This window comes from Melittangium boletus DSM 14713 (assembly GCF_002305855.1).
Taxonomy (GTDB): domain Bacteria; phylum Myxococcota; class Myxococcia; order Myxococcales; family Myxococcaceae; genus Cystobacter; species Cystobacter boletus.
Genome location: NZ_CP022163.1, coordinates 6470065 through 6486886, shown reverse-complemented (window position 1 = coordinate 6486886; position 16822 = coordinate 6470065). Strand labels below are relative to the sequence as shown.

Here is a 16822-nt window from a genome sequence, read left to right as displayed (position 1 = left end):
CACGGGTCACCCTCGCGTCCTTCCCCAGGAGAACCAAGACATGTCCAGGCTGCTGAGCTGTGTGATCGTGGGAGTGTGCGTCCTGAGCGCGACGCGCGGGGGCGCCGAGGAGCCGAAGAAGACCGAGCCCGTCAAGGTCAAGAGCTTCCGGGAGCTCCAGAAGGCCAAACCGGGCCGTGTCTTCCAATTGCATGTGGCGCCCTCGGGCGTCCTCGCGGACTCGCCCGGCCTCATCTACGCCGAGCCGTGTGATCCCAAGGACGCCGCCATCCAGAAGCGCACGGGCCTGGTGGGCACGGTCGAGGTCGAGGACGTCCCGAAACAGACGGCCGAGTCGATGAACGCCCAGAACAACGCGGAGTTCGCGAAGCGGACCGCCATCACCTGCTACAGCGTCGTCGCCCGGCTCAAGTCCAACCAGAAGGGGTGGACGAAGCTCGCCTTCGTGTCGGCGGAGCCGTCGGGCTCCCGGCCGTACGACGAACGGCTCAATCCCGCCCGGGGGGACTGAGCCGACCGGCGCCGAAGCCTCCTGCCACTACCAGGGGGTCTCGCTGCTGTTCTTCCAGGCCTTGGAGCCCGTGCCCGGGCCCTTACCGAGCGCTTCGCTCTTGCCCGAGCCCGCGTTGAGCAGGTCCTGCTCGCCCGCGCGCGCGTTCTCCACGAAGAGCATGCCGCCGCCGTTGTGCTGCGAGCGAGCGGTGTCCATGGCCGACGCCAGCTGCTCGGGCTTCACGTAGTAGGTGGAGCCATCGCTCGGGTCGCGGACCTGGTAGTCGCCCTCGCTGTTCATGCCGTCCACGACGACCCAGTGCGCGGAACCGGGCTCGTTGCCGCCTCCGGGGCGGATGATGTTGGAGTCCACCATGGCGGCCGTCTTGCCGCCCATGGACAGCGTGCCCGCCAGGGCGTTCTGGTCCAGGGTGGCGTCGCCGCGGCGGACTTCCACGCCCACGTGCGCCAGCATCTGGGTCATCTGCTCCGGCGTGGTGCCCTCCGCGGAGCCGAACTGGGATTGCAGCTGGTCCATCAGCTGCCGCTGTCCCTCGGCGCCCATGGGGTTCTTCGCGCCGCTGAGCATGGTGGCCACCGCCGCGCCGCAGTCGATGTCGTTGTTCTGCCGCGTGGGGACGGTGTCGTTGGCCCAGCCGCCCTTCTCGAGCTGCTCCTGGGCGAAGACGTTGTCCGTGCCGGACACGCCCCCCGCCGCGTACTTCTCCGACCACTGCTCGGCGCCCACCTCGGCGACCTCGAAGGAGTCGACAGGCAGCGCCGGGGCCGCCGGCGCCGTCGGCAAGGCGGGAGCGGCCGTATCCACGGCGGCGGGGGACTGAACCGCGGGGGTCGCGTTCGGCTGCGCCCAGGGGATGGGGTTGCCCACCTTCGAAGACACGTTCATGCTCATGATTCGCTCCCGGTTTACTGCTTTATCGCGCTGAATCGATTCCGAGTTTCGTCGGAATTTCCTTGAGAATACCTTTTTCCACAACTTGGCAAAATGGGGGCAGGGGTGGAATCCTCGAGGTCTCCCTGAGAAAACGGGTTTGGCCGACATGACGACGAGAGATCTGAGGTCCGGAAGTGGTGGGAAGGACTCGCGTCCATCGGTCCTCGACACCGGCCGCTCCGAGCGGGGCACGTCGCGGCAGGAGGAGCTGCCGGTCACCCAGGTGGGGCGCTACCTCCTGCTCAAGAAGCTGGGGGAAGGCGGCATGGGGGTGGTGTACTCCGCCTATGATCCGGACCTGGATCGCAAGGTGGCCCTCAAGCTGCTGCACTCGGATGGGCGGACGGATCCGGAGCTGGCGCGGGCCCGGCTGCAGCGCGAAGCCCAGGCCATGGCGCGCATCTCCCACCCCAACGTCATCCCCATCTTCGACGTGGGGGTGTGGGGCGCCCAGGTCTTCCTCGCCATGGAGTTGGTGGACGGCGGCACCCTGGGTTCCTGGATGAAGGAGGGGAGCCACCCCTGGCGCCTGGTGCTGGAGAAGTTCCTGGACGCCGGACGGGGCTTGCAGGCCGCGCACGCCGCGGGACTGGTGCACCGCGACTTCAAGCCCGCCAACGTCCTGATGAGCCGCGAGGGCCGCGTCTACGTCACCGACTTCGGACTGGCCCGCCAGGTGGGCGACTCTGGCCGCGAGGAGGACTTCCTGCCCGAGGACGCCCAGGAGCTCGTCTCCTTGGATCGCCGCATGCTGGAGACCCAGCTCACCCAGAGCGGCCTGGTCATGGGCACGCCCAACTACATGTCGCCGGAGCAGTTCCAGGGCGCGGATCTCGACTCGCGCTCGGACCAGTTCAGCTTCTGCGTGGCGCTGTACTGGGCCCTCTACGGCAAGCGCGCCTTCGAGCCCGCGCGCATGCGGGCCTACTCGAACTCGAGCCGGCAGCAGAAGGAGAAGAACGACAGGCTGCTTTCGTCCCAGTCCTCGTCCCAGTCCGAGCCCACCTCGCCCATGCGGGTGCGGCAGACCGCGCCCATGACGCCCCCCGCCCGGGCCCGGGAGATCGTCCAGGCCGCGCCCGTGGAGCGCATCATCCAGGAGCCCCCGCGCGAGGTGAAGGTGCCCGCCTGGGTGCGCAACGCGCTGATGCGCGGACTGGAGCTGGAGCCCGGGGCCCGCTTCCCGTCGATGGCCACCCTGTTGGACGCGCTGTCGCAGGAGCAGCGGCTGGTCAAACGGCGCAAGTGGGTGACGGGCATGGCCACGGCGGCGGTGGGCCTCTCGGTGGTGGGCGGCGTGGCGTACCAGCGGACCCAGGTGTGCGCGGGCGCGGGGACGCCCATGGACACGACCTGGAGCCCGGAAGCACGGCAGAAGCTCCAGGCCTCCTTCCTCGCCACGAACCAGCCCTTCGCCCAGGAGATGGCCACGCGCGTGACCCAGGCCCTGGGCCACTATGCCGAGGCCTGGCGGGCCCAGAGCATCGAGGCGTGTGAGGCCACGCGCATGCACGGCTCCCAACCCGAGGAGTTGTTCACCCGCCGGGTGGGCTGTCTGGAGCGGCGGCGCCAGGACTTCCGGGCCCTGGTGGGGTTGATGGGCGAGGCGGATCCCAAGCTCGTGGAGCGCTCGCTGGACGCGGCGCACTCGCTGCCCACCCTGCAGGAGTGCTCGAACGTGGAGGCGCTCTCCGAGCAGCAGCGGCTGCCCTCGGACCCCGGCAAGCGCGAGGAGATCGCCCGGCTGGATGAGCAACTGTCCGAGGTGACGGCGCTGCTGGCCGCCGGCCGCATCAAGGGCGCGGCGGAGAAGGTCCAACCCCTGGAGGCGCGGATCCAAGCCACGGGCCACCTCCCGCTGTTGGCGGAGATGCGCTTCCACCAGGGCGCCATCCAGGCGCAGATGGGCCGCGCGCCCGAGGCCTCGCGCTTGTTGTCCCAGGCCGTCTACGACGCCGAGGCGGGCCGGGCGGACCGGATGGTGGCCTATACCCTCATCCGGCTGCTCTTCGTGGAGGGCAAGCTCAAGCACTTCGATCAGGCGGAGAACTGGGCGGGACTGGCCGAGGCCTCGCTGCGGCGCATGGGGGGTGATCCCGAGATGCTGGGCGACCTGCTGGCCAACCGCAGCACGTTGGCGGAGGAGCAGCAGCGCTTCCCCGAGGCTCGCAAGCTGTTGGAGGAGGCACGGGCCCTGCGCGAGCGCGCGCTCGCCACGGATGACCCGAAGCGCGCCCACACCACCTTCAACCTGGGCCGCCTGCTCGTGGACATGGGCGAGCTGGAGCAGGGAGTGGAGCTGCTGGAGAACGCGCTCGTCCAGACCCGGGCGTCGCTGGGCCCCCGGCATCCGAACATGGAGCGGCGCCACAGCGCCCTGTCCGCGGCCCTGCGCAAGATGGGCCGTCCCACCCAGGCCCTGGAGCATGCGCGCGCCGCGGCGGACATCGCCGAGTTCCTGTTCGGCAAGGACACGCCCCAGCTCGCGCTCCGCCTGGACGAGATCGCCATGTGCCTGTCCGACCTCAAGCGCCACGAAGAGGCCTTGAAGGTGTACGAGCAGGCGCTCGACATGAAGCGCAAGTCCCTGCCGTCGGATGACTCGGATCTGTCGTACTCGTACGACGGCGTGGGTCAGGAGTTGCTGAAACTGGGCCGTCCCCGGGAGGCCATCGCCCCCCTGCGGCAGTCCGTGGCCTTCGAGGACCTGGACCCCGACACGCTGGCGGAGTCGAACTTCGCGCTCGCTCGGGCGCTCTGGGAGACGGGGCAGAAGACGGAGGCGCGCGCGGAAGCGGCCCGGGCCCGGGAGCAGTTCCAGGCGGCGGGTCTGGAGCCCCGCGTGGCCGACGTGGACACCTGGCTGAAGTCGCTGCCCGTCACCCCCGAGGTCCGCCCCGCGCGGCACATGCGCCGCACGTCGTCCCGGTAGGCCGCGTCACCCTCTCTCTAATGGATGTGCCGCAGCTGGAGCTCCGGCTGCTCCGCCGCGAGCCGGTCCAGGCGGGCCGCGAATTCCGCGCCCGCCCGCATCGCGGACGCCTCGTCCGTGTGGGTCGACAGCGGCATGAACTTCCCGGCGGCCCGCTCGCACAGGCCGATGCAGAACTCCCCCGTCTCCCGATTCTGGGCCCTCACCAGGGTCACATCACCGGACAGCCGCGCGATGCGCGCGAGCAACTCCTCGTCGGTGAGATGAAGGTACGTCGAGCTCATGCACTCCTCCCGCGCGAAACCGGGGGGCCGAGGGCCCATTTCGGCGTTTTCGCCCTTCATTCATGCGCCCCTCCCAGCCGGTTCGCCCGACGGAATCACTCCTCCCCCCGGGCGACCGTCCGCTTTCGCGGAAATAAATCCGCGCAACTGGCGGACGCCTCCTTCCGACAATGAAGCAGAGACTTCTTCCATCGAAAGGGTGCCCGCCATGAAGCCGGCTTCCGACGTCATCCACCTCGACGAGTTCCGCAAGCGCCGCGCGTCCAAGCCGGCCCCCACCCCCACCGCGCCCGCCCTCCCCGTCTGGTCGCCCGTGTGGGTGTGGGTCATGGTGTGGCCCGCCTGAGGGGTACGCCCTGGCCAGAGCCGGGGCGTGGGCATCTCCCCCGCGGCTACGGCGCGGGCTTGGGCGGCGGGGCCGGCATGAACACCTTGTTCACGCCCTCCATGAGCTGCTCCCTGGACAGCGCGTCACCCGTTGGGCTCCACCCGTCGAACCACTTGCCGAAGCCCTGGATGAACTCGTCCTGGGAGATGTCCCCATCCTTGTCCGAGTCCAGCGTGGCCTGGAAGACGGGCGCCAGGAACTGGGTCGGATTGGCGCCCCCCGGTCCCGGACGGTCCAGCGAGGTCCCCTTCGACTTCCCCGCGAGCTGATCGGCCACCGAGCGCGCGCGCACGCCCGCGAACACCTTGATGGGCCGCACCTTGTCGAGCATCGGCGCGGGAGGGCCACCCGGCGCGGCTCCCGGGGCACTCGGAGGAGGCTTCGCCATCTTGATGGGAAGCGGCTCGATGAGTTCTCCCGCCACCACCTTGTCGAACCGGGCGAGCTTGTCCGCCGACTCCGCCTCGATGAAGGGGCGCAGGACCTTGGCGGTCTCGTCCACCTGCTGGGAGAAGCGCTCGGGCTTGAACAGGCCCTGGTTGAGCTCCTTGAGCCGCGCCACGTAGAGCTTCTTGAACTTCTCCACCTGGAAGACCCGGGCCAGGAAGCGCTTGTCACCCTGCCAGGGCTTGTCGATGTTCAGGTCCTCCTGGACCTTGTTGTTCAGCATGGGGAACTGACCGAACGAGTGATCCAGATCCCAGGGGATGATGGAGAACTTCTGCGTCTTCGGGTGCAGGTAGACGTGGAAGTTCTGGCCCATCACCAGGAGGCTGTCGAGCGTGGACAGGTGGACCGTGGCCGCCAGGTAGCGGGCGAACGCCTCGACATCCAGGAACTGGTCCAGCTTCGCGGCGAACTCCGCGTCCGAGGCGTGGCTCACGAACTTGCAGAACTGGATGAGCCGGGCCGACTGCTTCGGCGTGAGCGTCCCCTTGGGCTCGTAGGTGCGCTCGTAGTCCGCCCAGTCATCCCCCAGGTCGGTGAACAGGGCGGGCGTGGACGGCTTGAAGATGGCGCCCTGCTCCGAGCCGAAATTCGTCCGCGCGAAGGACGCATCCACGTCCTCGACGATGGAATACAGGCCCAGGTACTCGTGGTCGTACTTGCCGGGCACCGAGATCGACACCCGGGCGTAGGTGGTGCGCGAGGCGGGGACGCCCGCGTCCCGGTAGAAGCGGTAGGACAACACCTCGTTCATCCAGCTCGCGTCGGTGACGTTGCTGTGGAAGTTGAGCGTGGACAGGCCCAGCCACGCCCGCTTCGGCTCGAAGCGGTCCAGGTCCACCTTCAGGGAGCGCTTGAGCTGATCCCTCGACTGCATGTACGAGAAATTGCCCTTGTAGCGCACCCCGACGTCCGAGAGCCCCTTGCCCTCGAAGTCCAGGTTCGCGTGCACGTAGGGGAACTCGATGCCCATCAGCGCGGCGAGTCCTCCCCGCTTCTCCTCGCCCCGTCGGCCCTTGTGACCGCCCGCCAGAAGGGTGGCCATGTCGCTCATGGCGCTCAGCCCCCCGCGCAACTGCTCGGCGTCGAGCTTGCCGCGCTTGCCCTCGTCCCACTCCGAGAACCAGCGCGTGGCCAGCGCCCGCATCTCCTCCTTCGAGAGCGTTCCCGATTGGTCGAGGTCCCCATCCCGCATCATCCCCGGCACGAGCAGGTTCGCGGGTCCCATGCCCCGAGGGGGACCCCCCGGCCCTCCCGCAGGTCCCCGCGCGGGCGGGGCGGGCTCGATGGCGGCCCACTGCTCGGGGGTGAACGACAGGTGCACGTCCCAGACGGTGTTCGTCTGGAACAACTTCGCCGCCGAGTCCGGAGCCGGACGCGCGGCCGGTGCCGCGACGGCGCCTCCCGCGAGTCCGAGAACCCCGAACAGCCCCACGAGCACCCCAGACACAGTCTTCATCTCCATCATCTCCGTCTTGCCCCTCGCGGGGCGCGATGTCCTGTCCCGCTTAACCGCTTTTCCACCCGGAAATTCAAGGCGTTCCGCGAGGCTCCCGCCCGGCGGCGAGCGCCCTCGCCTCGTCCAGGCTCGCCGCGCAGCGGAAACCGAAGTGGTGGAAGATGGGGCGGTTGGCCGGCACGTGGGGCCGCCGGTACACCGACGTCGCGTACTCGGCGGGCCAGAACCAGGAGCCCCCACGCACCACCTTCTGGGTATGGCCGGGGCAGGTGTCCTGGCCCGCGCAGGGCCCCTTCGGATCCACGCCCTGACAGGCCGCGCCACACGCCTTCCACGAGGGCGTGTACCAGTCCGCCACCCACTCCCAGGCATTGCCCGCCATGTCGTACAGCCCGAGGGCATTGGGAGGCCGGGAGCCCACCGGCTCGGGACGTCCCACGTCCGCGTGCTTCCGCGAGCGCTGTTTCACCCCACAGCTCCTGCCCCGAGCGTCCATGATGATGGCGCGCGCGCACGTGGCGGGCGCGTTCCCCCAGGGATAGAGCCCCCCCTCAGGCCCCCGTGCCGCCTTCTCCCACTCGGCCTCCGTGGGCAGGCGCTTGCCGTGAGCCTCGCAGAACGCCTTCGCGTCGTACCAGCTCACCCCGTTGATGGGCTGGCGGGGATGATCGAAGTCCCGGTAGTGGGGACCCGCCTTCGCGCACCGACCCGCCTTCTCGCAGTCCTTGTAGGCGCCGTAGGTGACTTCGTGCGTGTCCATGTAGAAGGTCTGCACCCAGACCTGGGAACGAGGCCGCGCCGGAGGGTGCCGCCCTCCATCCACGCCGCGCTCGAAGGGGCCACCGGGCACGCACGCGAGCCCCGGGACGGGCACCTCCAGGCAGGGAAGCACCTCGGGGGCTCCGGGGAAGGACGTCTGGGCCCCGGCGAGGCCCACCCGCCCCAGTCCCCAGACGAGCGCCACCCACCTCGCGGTGTTCACCGCTCCGCCTCGCCCCGCATCGCCCGGGACGTGCGCTTCGCCTTCTTCTTCTTCAACGAGGCCTTCGCGACGAGCTGTTGCTTCTTCGCCTCACGCGCCTCGTCGGGCCCGAGGTCGAGCCGCGACAGCCCCACGGCCTCGCCACTGTCCGGCGCGTAGCGGAGCATCCCCCGCACGTTGCGCGTCTTCTTGTCCGCCAACCACGCCAGGAAGCTCGTCCCCGATTGGGTGTTGTAATGGTAGTAGCTGGCCTTCACGTGCGAGATGCCCCGCTGGCCACTCGTGCGCACCACCACGCTGCGCTCGTCCAGGGGAAGCCCGCGGATGTTGGCCCGGAAGCGCGCCCCATAATCGAAGTACTGCTCGGCGTTGGACAGGTAGAGCACGCCCACCGTCCGCTGTTCCTCCATCGCCGCGCGGCCCACCGCGCTCATGCTGCGCTCCGCGGACAAATCCCCTCGCACCAGGTGGACCTTGTCCTCCAGGTAGAGACGGCGGATGTGCCCATAATCGGCCGCGTCCACGAGGAAGCACGGCAGGGACACCTTCGCCATCCGCGCCACCACGCGATGCAGCCGCCGCTCCACCGTGGCGCGCGAGGTGCCATACGCCAGGAGCGCACCCAGCCGCTCCTTGCGGTCCGGGTAGCCCTGCTCGATGAGCTGGCGCACCTCGGACCGGCTCTCCGCCCGCCACAGCCGCAGGAAGTCCCCGGGAGACTCCGCCGCCCGGAAGAGGACCCGATAGACGCGGTGGAGATCCACGATGGATTGATCGAAGTCCAGCAGGACCAGCGGCTCCGCGCGCGCCCAGGCCGCCAGCAGGTAGTTCTGGTCCGAGCCCACGCCCAGGTACAGACCCTTCCGGTCCTTCACCGCGCCGTGGAAGAGCTCCAGATGGTCCTCGTTGGAGACCCAGTAGTGCAGACCCCGGACGATCTGCTTGGGGGCGGGGTCCGGCGGCAACCGGGAGAAGGCGGACCCGGACGGAACACTGGCGGAGGCAAGGGCCGAGACCAGGACAGCGGCGAGAGTCACAAGACGCATCGCCCGGGATGATAGCGCCTCACGCCCCTTTCAAGACCGCTCATCCGGAGAGGGAGCGAGGGAGATGAGGACCGCGAGCAGCTCGGAGCGCTCGATGGGCTTGGGCACGTGGGCCTTGAAGCCGGCGAGCAGGGCCCGGGTGCGATCCTCGGCACGGGCATAGGCGGTGAGCGCCACGGCGGGGATGCGGCCGCCCTGGGACGCCGGGAGGGAGCGCACCTTGCGGATGAAGGAGTAGCCGTCCTCGCCCGGCATGCCGATATCGGAGACGAGCAGGTGGGGCCGCGTGCGCAGGAGCGTTTCCAGCCCCTCCGCGGCCGAGGCGGCGGTGTCCACCCGCGCGCGGCAGCCCTCCAGGAGCGTGCGCAGATACTCCCGGGTGTCCGCCTCGTCGTCCACGAGCAGCAACCGCAAGCCTTCCAGCTCCGGAGGACACGTCAACCCCGCGTGCACCTCCGGGGCGCGCAAGGGCAGGGAGGGCGGTGGCTCCATGCGTCGCGCCACGGCCTTGGGCAACCGGAGCGTGAAGGTGGCTCCTTGATCCGCCCCCTCGCTGAACACGTCGATCGATCCGCCGTGCAGCTCCACCAGGTGCTTGACGATGGACAGACCCAGGCCCAGGCCTCCGTACTTGCGCGCGACGCTGCCTTCCGCCTGACGGAAGCGCTCGAAGACGTGCGGCAGGAAGTCCGCCGGAATGCCCTTGCCGTTGTCCGTCACCACCACCTCGACCGAGGCGTCGCTCCGCGCCACCAGGACCTGGACGTGGCCTCCCTTGGGCGTGAACTTCACCGCGTTGGACAGCAGGTTCCAGACGATCTGCTGCAACCGCGTGGAATCGCCCATGACGTTCGCCAGGGAGTCGATGGCGGGCTGCAGGCGGATGTCCTTGGCCACGGCCGCGGGACGGATGGACTCGAGCGCGGCCTCCACCACCGAGCCCAGATCGACGCGCTCCAGCTCCAGCGTCAACTTGCCGGACATGATGCGGCTGATGTCCAGCAGATCCTCGACGAGCTGCGACTGGGCATAGGCGTTGCGCTCCACCGTCTCCAACGCGCGCAGGCGCCGCTCCTCGGGAAGCTGTCCGGAGCGGAGGATCTGCACCCAGCCGAGGATGGCGGTGAGCGGCGTGCGCAGCTCGTGGGACACCGTGGCGAGGAAGTCGTCCTTGAGGCGGTTGGCGTTCTCCGCCTCGGAGCGGGCGGCCTGCTCGCGCTCCAGCAGGGCCACGCGCTCGGCCTCCATCCGCTTGCGCTCGGTGATGTCCAGCACGGTGCCCGCGAAGCGCACGGCCCGTCCGGTGTCGTCGAAGAAGGCCTTGCCCCGCGCGTCCAGCCATCGCTCGCGGTCCGTCCCGTCACCGAGGGTGCGGTACTCGAAGCGGAACTCCCCGTCCCCGCCGCCCTCCAACGCCCGCCGGATGGCCGCGTCCGTGGGCTCGCGATCCTCGGGGTGCAGCCGCTCGAGGAAGCGCCGGTAGTCCACGGGCTCCTCGGGTCCCACGCCGAAGAGCACCCTGCTCCGGGCATCCCAGATGAGCGCTCCGGACTGGGGGTCGTGGTCCCAGGTGCCCAACTGCGTGGCCTCCACCGCGATGCGCGCGCGCTCCTCGGCCGCCTGGGTCTCCGAGGCCAGGCGCAGGTTCTCCAAGGCGGCGCTGGCATACCGCGCCAGTTGCACGAGCATGGACTCGTCCTCGGCCGTGAAGTCGTCGCCGTCCAGCTTGTCCGACAGGTGGAGCAACCCCAGGTTCTGGGCCTCCCGTCCCACCAGGGGCACGGCGAGCCAACCGCGCAGTGGAGGATGTCCGCGAGGAGGAGCGCTCCCCGCGAACCAGCGCGGATCGGACTCCAACTGCGTCTGCGTCAGGCGCAACGGGCGCTGGGTCCGGGACACCCAGGCGTAGATTTCGCTGTCATCCGGCCTGTCCGCCCGCGAGCGCCAGGCCGCGTACTTGTCCGAGAAGGACGCCTGGGTGACGGCCCGGGAGCCGTCCGTCGTCACGGACGTGACCGCCTGGTGCGCCCCGATGAGCGTGCGGGCATGCTCGGTGATGGCGAGCAGCACCTCGTCCCGCGAGGACGCCCCATGGATGGCCGCGGCGGCCTTGGCCAGTTCCAGGAGCTGGACTTCCCGGAGCCGCTCGAGCTTGTGCGCGCGTGCGATCTCCGCCTCGGCCTCGCGCTGGGCGGTCATGTCCCGCATGGCCCCCACCATGCGCAGGGCCCGGCCGTCCTCTCCGCGGGCCAGGTAGCCGCGATCCACGATCTGCGCGTAACGGCCGTCCGCGCACACGAAGCGGTACTCGCATTGCCAGCGCTGGGAGCCCGCCTTGTCGATGAAGGCGTGGATGTCGTGCGACACGCGCTCGCGATCCTCGGGATGGATGTGGTCGATCCACCACTCGCCCCTGGGACCGATCTGCTCGAGCGAGTAGCCGAACAAGGTCCTCACCCCTTCGTTCCAGGAGACGGTGTTGGCCACCAGATCCCAGTCCCAGATGGCTTCCTGGGTGGCCTGGGAGGCCATCTGGTAGCGCTCCTCGGACAGGCGCAGCGCCGTCTCCAGCCGCTTCTTCACGGTCGTGTCCCGGAAGAAGACGATGATTCCCCCCGCTTGCTCGGGGTAGGCCGTCACCTCCGTCCAGAGATCCAGGGGCGCGTAGAACTCCTCGAACGCCACCGGAACGCGCTCGTTCATCACCCGATGGTATTGGCTCCAGTACTGCAACGAGGGACTCACGGTCAGGGGAAAGACGTCCCAGAAGGAGCGGCCCAGGGTCTGCTCGCGATGCGTCCGGCTGATGCGCTCCTGGCCCCGGTTGACGCGCACCATGCGCCAGTCCCTGTCCAGCAGGAAGAACGCATCGCCATCCTCCAGGGCATCGAGCGCCGCCCGTCCTTCCTGGAGGCGTACCCGCTGATGGGCGGTGAAGGCGGCGACCGCCTCGGCCACCCCCATGCCCAGACCCTGGCTGAGCACGCGCCCCTCGCGCAGGGAAGGCTGGAAGCCCACCTCCTGCATCAAGTCGTCGATGACTTCCCTCAGCTCGCCGTACTCCCGCACCATGGCCTCGAGGTCGAAGCCGATGCGGAAGCGCTGCACGCCATGCTGAGCGCCCTGCTGCTTCACCTCGGTGTGCGAGTCGTAGTCCCGAGGCCGTTCCTCGCGCCCCTCGCGCAGGTTGCGGCCGAGGCTCTCGAGGAACTGCGGAATGTGGTCCACCAGCTCCGTCCGGCTCTCGGGCCCCGGAGCATGGAAACGCGCGACGCGGTCGATCCAGGAGCGGACGATCTCCTCGCGCCGGACGTCCAACAAGTCAGCGAGGCTCACCAGGAAGTCCTCCCTATAAAGGAGACGAGAAGCGGTCCGCCCGGACTCAGGTCACGCTGACGCCCGGGTAGCGGCCAGGCGAGGGGACGGGCTTGATGACATGGGTCTTGCCACCCAGCCCGGGCGTCCCTCCGGGGCCCGTGTCCGGGTTCATCACGGGGGCCTCGTGTCCGGGATGTTCGTCCTCCTCGGAGCCGGCCTCCCGCTGGGGAGGAGTCGGAGTCAAGGGAATGTGCAACACGTCTTTCTTGCTCATGGCGATCTCCCTGATGTCACGGATCAACATGAGGGCGGCCTGCCCGGAAGGCACCTGGCGCCAGGATGCCCGCCCGTATGATCGCCTGGGCTTCATGGAGGCTATGGTGCCGCCATGAATTCCCAAGTCCTCCTCACCCGGCTCCAGAACGCCTCGCCCGGGGGCCCCCTGGACCGCCTGGCCGCGCTCGTCGTGGAGCATGAGCTGTCCCAGTCCCTCGAAACCCTCCTGCCCCCGGCCCTGCTCGCGCGAGCCTTGAAGAGCGCCCTGGAGGGGTGGCTCGCCTCGCCCACCGCCGAGGGAGAACTGGCGTCGCTCGTCGATGACCTCCAGGAGCGGCTCGCCCGCGACCCCCGCCCCCTGCGCGAGGCCCTGCCCCGAGAGCTCCCCCGCGCCCTGACGGAGCTGGCCTCGCACCCGTATTCGCCCAACCGGGAGCTGGTGCTCGCGGTCATGGACCGCCCACCCGTGCGCGAGCTGGCGCGGGGACTACTGCTCAACGTCCTCATCGAGTTCAGCCGCAAGGTGAGCGCGCCGGTGACGGAGAACCGCATCGCCAAGGGCTTCACGGGCCTGGCGCGCTTCGCCGCCGAGCAGGCCCGCACGTCCGGAGGGGCCCTGGGCGGCATCGCGGGCGCGCTGTCCGACGAGATCGAGCGGCAGGTGGAGAAGCGCGCCAAGGACTTCGTCGACACGGCGCTGTCCGGCCTCTTCCAGCAGACCGCCGACGCGCTCAGCGATCCCTCCCGGGCCTCGGAGCACGCGGACATGCGCGTGGCCTTCCTCGACGGAGTGTTCGGCCTGCCCCTGGCGAAGCTCGGGCGTGAATTGTCCCAACTGGAGGTGCCCCGCGGCGTGGCGGTGGTGCGCAAGAGCCTCACCCAGTGGCTCGCGTCGGCGGACGCCCTGACGCGGTTGGAGGAGGGGTTACGCCGCGTCCAGGAACGCGATGGCAAGCGCCCGGTGCGCGAGGTGCTCCAGACGCTCGGCCTGCTCGACACCTTCCAGCGCATGGGCCAGGAGGCGCTGCGCGAGCGGCTGGCGCCCATCGTGGCCTCGGCGCCCTTCGCCCTCTGGTTGGAGGAACTGATGCGCGAGCAGGAGGGCTGAGAGCCCTCTCCCCCGGGGCGGCCGCTGGTCTATGCTGGCCGCCGACTTCACCTCCCCCTCCGACCCGGAAGGACCGCATGGGAATCTTCGACAAGATGAAGGACGTGGCCAACATGGTGACGGGCGGCGCGGCCCGCGTCTCCATCGAGTACGAGCCCCAGCAGGCATTCCCCGGCGAGGAGCTGTCCGTGCGCGTCATCGCCACGTCCACCGGCGGGCAGGTGAAGTCCAAGGGCGTCTTCGTGGACCTCCAGTCCGTCGAGCGGGTGAACATGCCCCGAGGCACGATGGCGGGTCAGGAGAACGCCGTGAACACCTCGTACACGTCCTTCTCGAAGGAGGTCCAGATCTCCCCCGCCTTCACCCTCGAGCCCAATGAGACGCGGGAGTTCGAGGGCCGGGTGCGCCTGCCTCCCGACGCCCAACCCACCTTCACCGGGCGCTACGCCCGCCACGAGTGGTCCATCCGGGGCCGCGTCGAGGCGACGGGAAACGATCCGGACTCGGGCTACCAGTCACTGCGGGTCGGGTCGAACGGTTAAAGCGCGCCAGTGGCCAGAGGCGCTAAGGTCCGCCCCGAATGAACACGCGCACCGCCCCCCTGCCATCGCTGCGGCCCGAGGAGCTGTGGTCCCGGACGCTCGAAACGACCCGGCACGGACTGGCCACCGGAGCCTTGCAGCCCATCGCCACCGAGTGCCGCACCCTGGAGCACCAGGGCGTCTCTTTCCAGGTGCGCGTCCTCGGCCGGGCGCATCTGAAGGATGACCGGGCGAAGCGGGAGCCGCCCCGCGCCCAGCCCTTCAACCCCTTCGAGCATCCGGATCCCGACCTCGTGGTGGGCCCCCTGACGCCCACGCACGTGTGCATGCTCAACAAGTTCAACGTCGTCGAGCACCACCTGCTCATCGTGACGCGCGTGTTCGAGGAGCAGGAGTCCTGGCTCACGGCCGCCGACTTCGAGGCGCTCGCGCTGTGCATGAGCGGCCTGGATGGGCTGGCCTTCTACAATTCCGGTGAAGCGGCCGGCGCGAGCCAGCGCCACAAGCACCTGCAACTCATTCCCCCCCTCGGCCCCGAGGGCCTGCGCGTCCCCATGGAGGCGTTGATGTCCCCGCCCCCCGCGCGCGGCCGGGTCGCCGTGCTGCCCGCCCTGGGCTTCGGTCACGCGGTGACGGGACTCGGGCCCTGGGAAGACAACGCCCCGAGGGATGGCGCGCGGATGCTGGAGGCCTACCAGTTGCTGCTCGCCACGGCCGGCATGGGCGCCACGCCCCCGCCGCCCTACAACCTGCTGGCCACGCGCGACTGGATGCTGCTGGCGCCCCGCGCGCGCGCCGAGTCCCACGGCATCAACGTCAACGCCATGGGCTTTTGCGGCTCGCTGCTCGTCAAGACGCAGGAGCAGTGCCTGCAACTGCAGGCGCTGGGTCCCATGGAGCTGCTGCGGCGGGTGACCCTGCCGATCACCCCGCCGTGAGTCCCCGGACGAGGGCTCAGGCCGCCATCAGGATGCGGTGCCGGTAGAGCTCCAACAGGATGTCCTCGTGCAGATCCGCATGCTTCTCGTCGCGCAGGCGCTGGCGCACCGCCTCGACGGGCTCCAGGCCGGTGAACTCCACGAGCAGCGAGTAGGCCACGCCGGGAAGCGCCACGGCGTCGAACTCGCTGTAGGAGCCGAGCGCCACGCTCCCATCCGGCAACCACTTCACCGTGGCCTCCGGGTTGAGCTTGAGCACCTTGGGCAGCTCGGACGAGAGGGCGTCCCGGTGGCTCTTGTCCAGCACCTTGAGCTCGATGAGCCCATCCAGGCCAAGAATCGACTCCACCTGGGCGGGCGTGAGCGCGCGGACGATGTCGTAGCAGGCCCGGTAGAAGTCCGCCTCGCGGCCCTCCCACTCGCGCCACAGCGCGGCGTAGTCCTTGGCGGCCATGGGCCTGTCGTCCAGCTCCTCGACGGTCGGCGTGTCCGTCATCTCCGGCTTGTCCTTGCGGGCCAGGATGTAGTCGGGCATCAGCTGGAGCACGGCGTAGCGCGAGAGCTGGATCTCCGTGAGCGTCAGGTACGTCTTGAGCGTCATCCAGAACTTCTGCCCATCCGCGCCCGCCACGTACTTGCAGAAGAACGTGGAGCACACCGCCTCGCGGTAGGGCCAGATGGTGCAGCCGCCCTGCTGCTCCTCGTAGTAGGGGCAGCGCATGGACAGGGCCCGGCCGAAGAACTGGCGCGAGTTGCGGTAGAGCAGGTTGTAGCGCGCGGAGGCCTTGACCCACTGGGGCGTGATGCCCACGCGGCCGCTCAGCTTCGCCTCCATGCGGCGGCGGCCCTCGGCCAGCTCCGGACGGGCGTCGGAGAACAGCGCCCCCACCAGGAAGTTGGGCAGGCGGGGGTAATAGGTGCAGCACTTGGTGTCCGTCCGGAACAACCGGCTCACCCCGTCCACGGACTCCACCGCGCCCGAGGCCGAGCTGGGGCACATGGCGCAGGCGTCACACGTGGCCTTCGTCTCGACGGGAACGCCCTTCTGGAAGAACTCCGGAAGCAAATCCCGGTAGAGGAGCGGCAGGCTGTCGAGCATCGGGCGCATGGGCGGGAAGTTCCTTTCGGGTCAGGAGAAGAGGATCCGCAGGAGGATCATCACCATCAACGCCAGCATGGACAGCAGGCCCACGCCGAAGCTCACCGAGCGCCAGGGCTGCAAGGAGCGCAGGTAGGCGATGGAGAACGCCACCCGCGCGGCGGTGAAGGCGATGAGGGCCACCTTGAGCGGAATGGCCGGCGCGCCGACGAGCACCGCCGCGAGTCCGAGCGCGAAGAAGTTGGGGATGTTCTCCAGATCGTTGCGGTGGGCGCGGAGCACCCGGGCCACCTCGGGGGGCTCGACGTCCGTCACTTGAGCACCCATGCGGGCCGCGTCCTCGGGGTTCGTGGAGACCTTGAGCCTGCCACGCACCCGCACGGTGTACACGCCCACCGCGATCATCTTGATGACCAGCACGATGACGCACAACGCATAGAGCCGCAGCCCCGGCAGGGCCAGGAGCAGGGTGGGAGTGACATCGATGGGCAGACCGTTCATGGAACCGGGCCCTCTAGCAGCCGCGCCCCCTTTTGGACAGGCCCGAGCGACACAC

15 protein-coding genes are annotated in these 16822 nt (G+C 69.5%); 6 read left to right on the top strand and 9 right to left on the bottom strand.

Going from position 1 to position 16822, the window contains the following annotated elements; genetic code table 11:
• Window positions 1-40 precede the first annotated feature (40 nt).
• Window positions 41-511, top strand: coding sequence for a hypothetical protein (locus tag MEBOL_RS27185; RefSeq protein WP_095980184.1), 471 nt, complete (start codon window positions 41-43; stop codon window positions 509-511).
• A 27-nt stretch (window positions 512-538) separates the two neighbouring features.
• Here the strand turns inward: MEBOL_RS27185 and MEBOL_RS27180 are convergent, their stop codons facing one another.
• A complete protein-coding gene (locus MEBOL_RS27180) occupies window positions 539-1399 on the bottom strand; it encodes a cysteine peptidase family C39 domain-containing protein (protein ID WP_157775523.1) in 861 nt (286 codons plus the stop codon).
• Window positions 1400-1553: 154 nt separating this feature from the next.
• Between MEBOL_RS27180 and MEBOL_RS27175 the strand changes: the two genes are divergently transcribed.
• Window positions 1554-4379 carry a serine/threonine-protein kinase gene (locus MEBOL_RS27175; protein WP_095983031.1) on the top strand — a complete coding sequence of 942 codons (2826 nt, stop codon included), beginning with the start codon at window positions 1554-1556 and terminating at the stop codon, window positions 4377-4379.
• A 17-nt stretch (window positions 4380-4396) separates the two neighbouring features.
• Here MEBOL_RS27175 and MEBOL_RS27170 read toward each other — a convergent pair whose 3' ends face one another.
• Window positions 4397-4663, bottom strand: coding sequence for a hypothetical protein (locus MEBOL_RS27170; protein ID WP_157775520.1), 267 nt, complete (start codon window positions 4661-4663; stop codon window positions 4397-4399).
• A 208-nt stretch (window positions 4664-4871) separates the two neighbouring features.
• Between MEBOL_RS27170 and MEBOL_RS41985 the strand changes: the two genes are divergently transcribed.
• On the top strand, window positions 4872-5009 hold the full coding sequence (locus MEBOL_RS41985) for a hypothetical protein (protein ID WP_170115409.1): 138 nt from the start codon (window positions 4872-4874) through the stop codon (window positions 5007-5009).
• A 46-nt stretch (window positions 5010-5055) separates the two neighbouring features.
• Here the strand turns inward: MEBOL_RS41985 and MEBOL_RS27165 are convergent, their stop codons facing one another.
• The 5 genes from MEBOL_RS27165 to MEBOL_RS27145 all read right to left on the bottom strand — a co-directional run bounded on the left by MEBOL_RS27165 (window position 5056) and on the right by MEBOL_RS27145 (window position 12577).
• A complete protein-coding gene (locus MEBOL_RS27165) occupies window positions 5056-6957 on the bottom strand; it encodes a CotH kinase family protein (protein ID WP_157775518.1) in 1902 nt (633 codons plus the stop codon).
• 73 nt (window positions 6958-7030) lie between these two features.
• Window positions 7031-7939 carry a formylglycine-generating enzyme family protein gene (locus tag MEBOL_RS27160; RefSeq protein ID WP_218920819.1) on the bottom strand — a complete coding sequence of 303 codons (909 nt, stop codon included), beginning with the start codon at window positions 7937-7939 and terminating at the stop codon, window positions 7031-7033.
• A complete protein-coding gene (locus tag MEBOL_RS27155; RefSeq protein ID WP_157775516.1) occupies window positions 7936-8985 on the bottom strand; it encodes an LIC_10091 family protein in 1050 nt (349 codons plus the stop codon). Before MEBOL_RS27155 ends, MEBOL_RS27160 begins: the two co-directional genes overlap by 4 nt.
• A gap of 30 nt (window positions 8986-9015) precedes the next feature.
• The gene (locus MEBOL_RS27150; RefSeq protein WP_095980179.1) at window positions 9016-12321 is read right to left on the bottom strand and encodes a PAS domain-containing protein; all 3306 of its coding nucleotides are present in this window, start codon (window positions 12319-12321) and stop codon (window positions 9016-9018) included.
• Window positions 12322-12367: 46 nt separating this feature from the next.
• Window positions 12368-12577, bottom strand: a complete 210-nt coding sequence (locus tag MEBOL_RS27145) for a hypothetical protein (RefSeq protein WP_179956303.1) — start codon at window positions 12575-12577, stop codon at window positions 12368-12370.
• A gap of 114 nt (window positions 12578-12691) precedes the next feature.
• Between MEBOL_RS27145 and MEBOL_RS27140 the strand changes: the two genes are divergently transcribed.
• The 3 genes from MEBOL_RS27140 (at window position 12692) to MEBOL_RS27130 (ending at window position 15167) form a co-directional block, all read left to right on the top strand.
• The gene (locus MEBOL_RS27140) at window positions 12692-13687 is read left to right on the top strand and encodes a hypothetical protein (RefSeq protein ID WP_095980177.1); all 996 of its coding nucleotides are present in this window, start codon (window positions 12692-12694) and stop codon (window positions 13685-13687) included.
• 77 nt (window positions 13688-13764) lie between these two features.
• Window positions 13765-14229 (top strand): sporulation protein, encoded by a 465-nt coding sequence (locus MEBOL_RS27135; RefSeq protein ID WP_095980176.1) that lies wholly within the window; start codon window positions 13765-13767, stop codon window positions 14227-14229.
• 38 nt (window positions 14230-14267) lie between these two features.
• Complete coding sequence (locus MEBOL_RS27130) at window positions 14268-15167, top strand: ATP adenylyltransferase family protein (RefSeq protein WP_095980175.1); 900 nt, start codon at window positions 14268-14270, stop codon at window positions 15165-15167.
• A 16-nt stretch (window positions 15168-15183) separates the two neighbouring features.
• On the opposite strand, the gene MEBOL_RS27125 is transcribed toward MEBOL_RS27130, so the two are convergent.
• A complete protein-coding gene (locus MEBOL_RS27125; protein ID WP_095980174.1) occupies window positions 15184-16275 on the bottom strand; it encodes a hypothetical protein in 1092 nt (363 codons plus the stop codon).
• Window positions 16276-16296: 21 nt separating this feature from the next.
• Window positions 16297-16767, bottom strand: a complete 471-nt coding sequence (locus tag MEBOL_RS27120) for an MAPEG family protein (RefSeq protein ID WP_095980173.1) — start codon at window positions 16765-16767, stop codon at window positions 16297-16299.
• Between the last annotated feature and the right edge of the window lie 55 nt (window positions 16768-16822).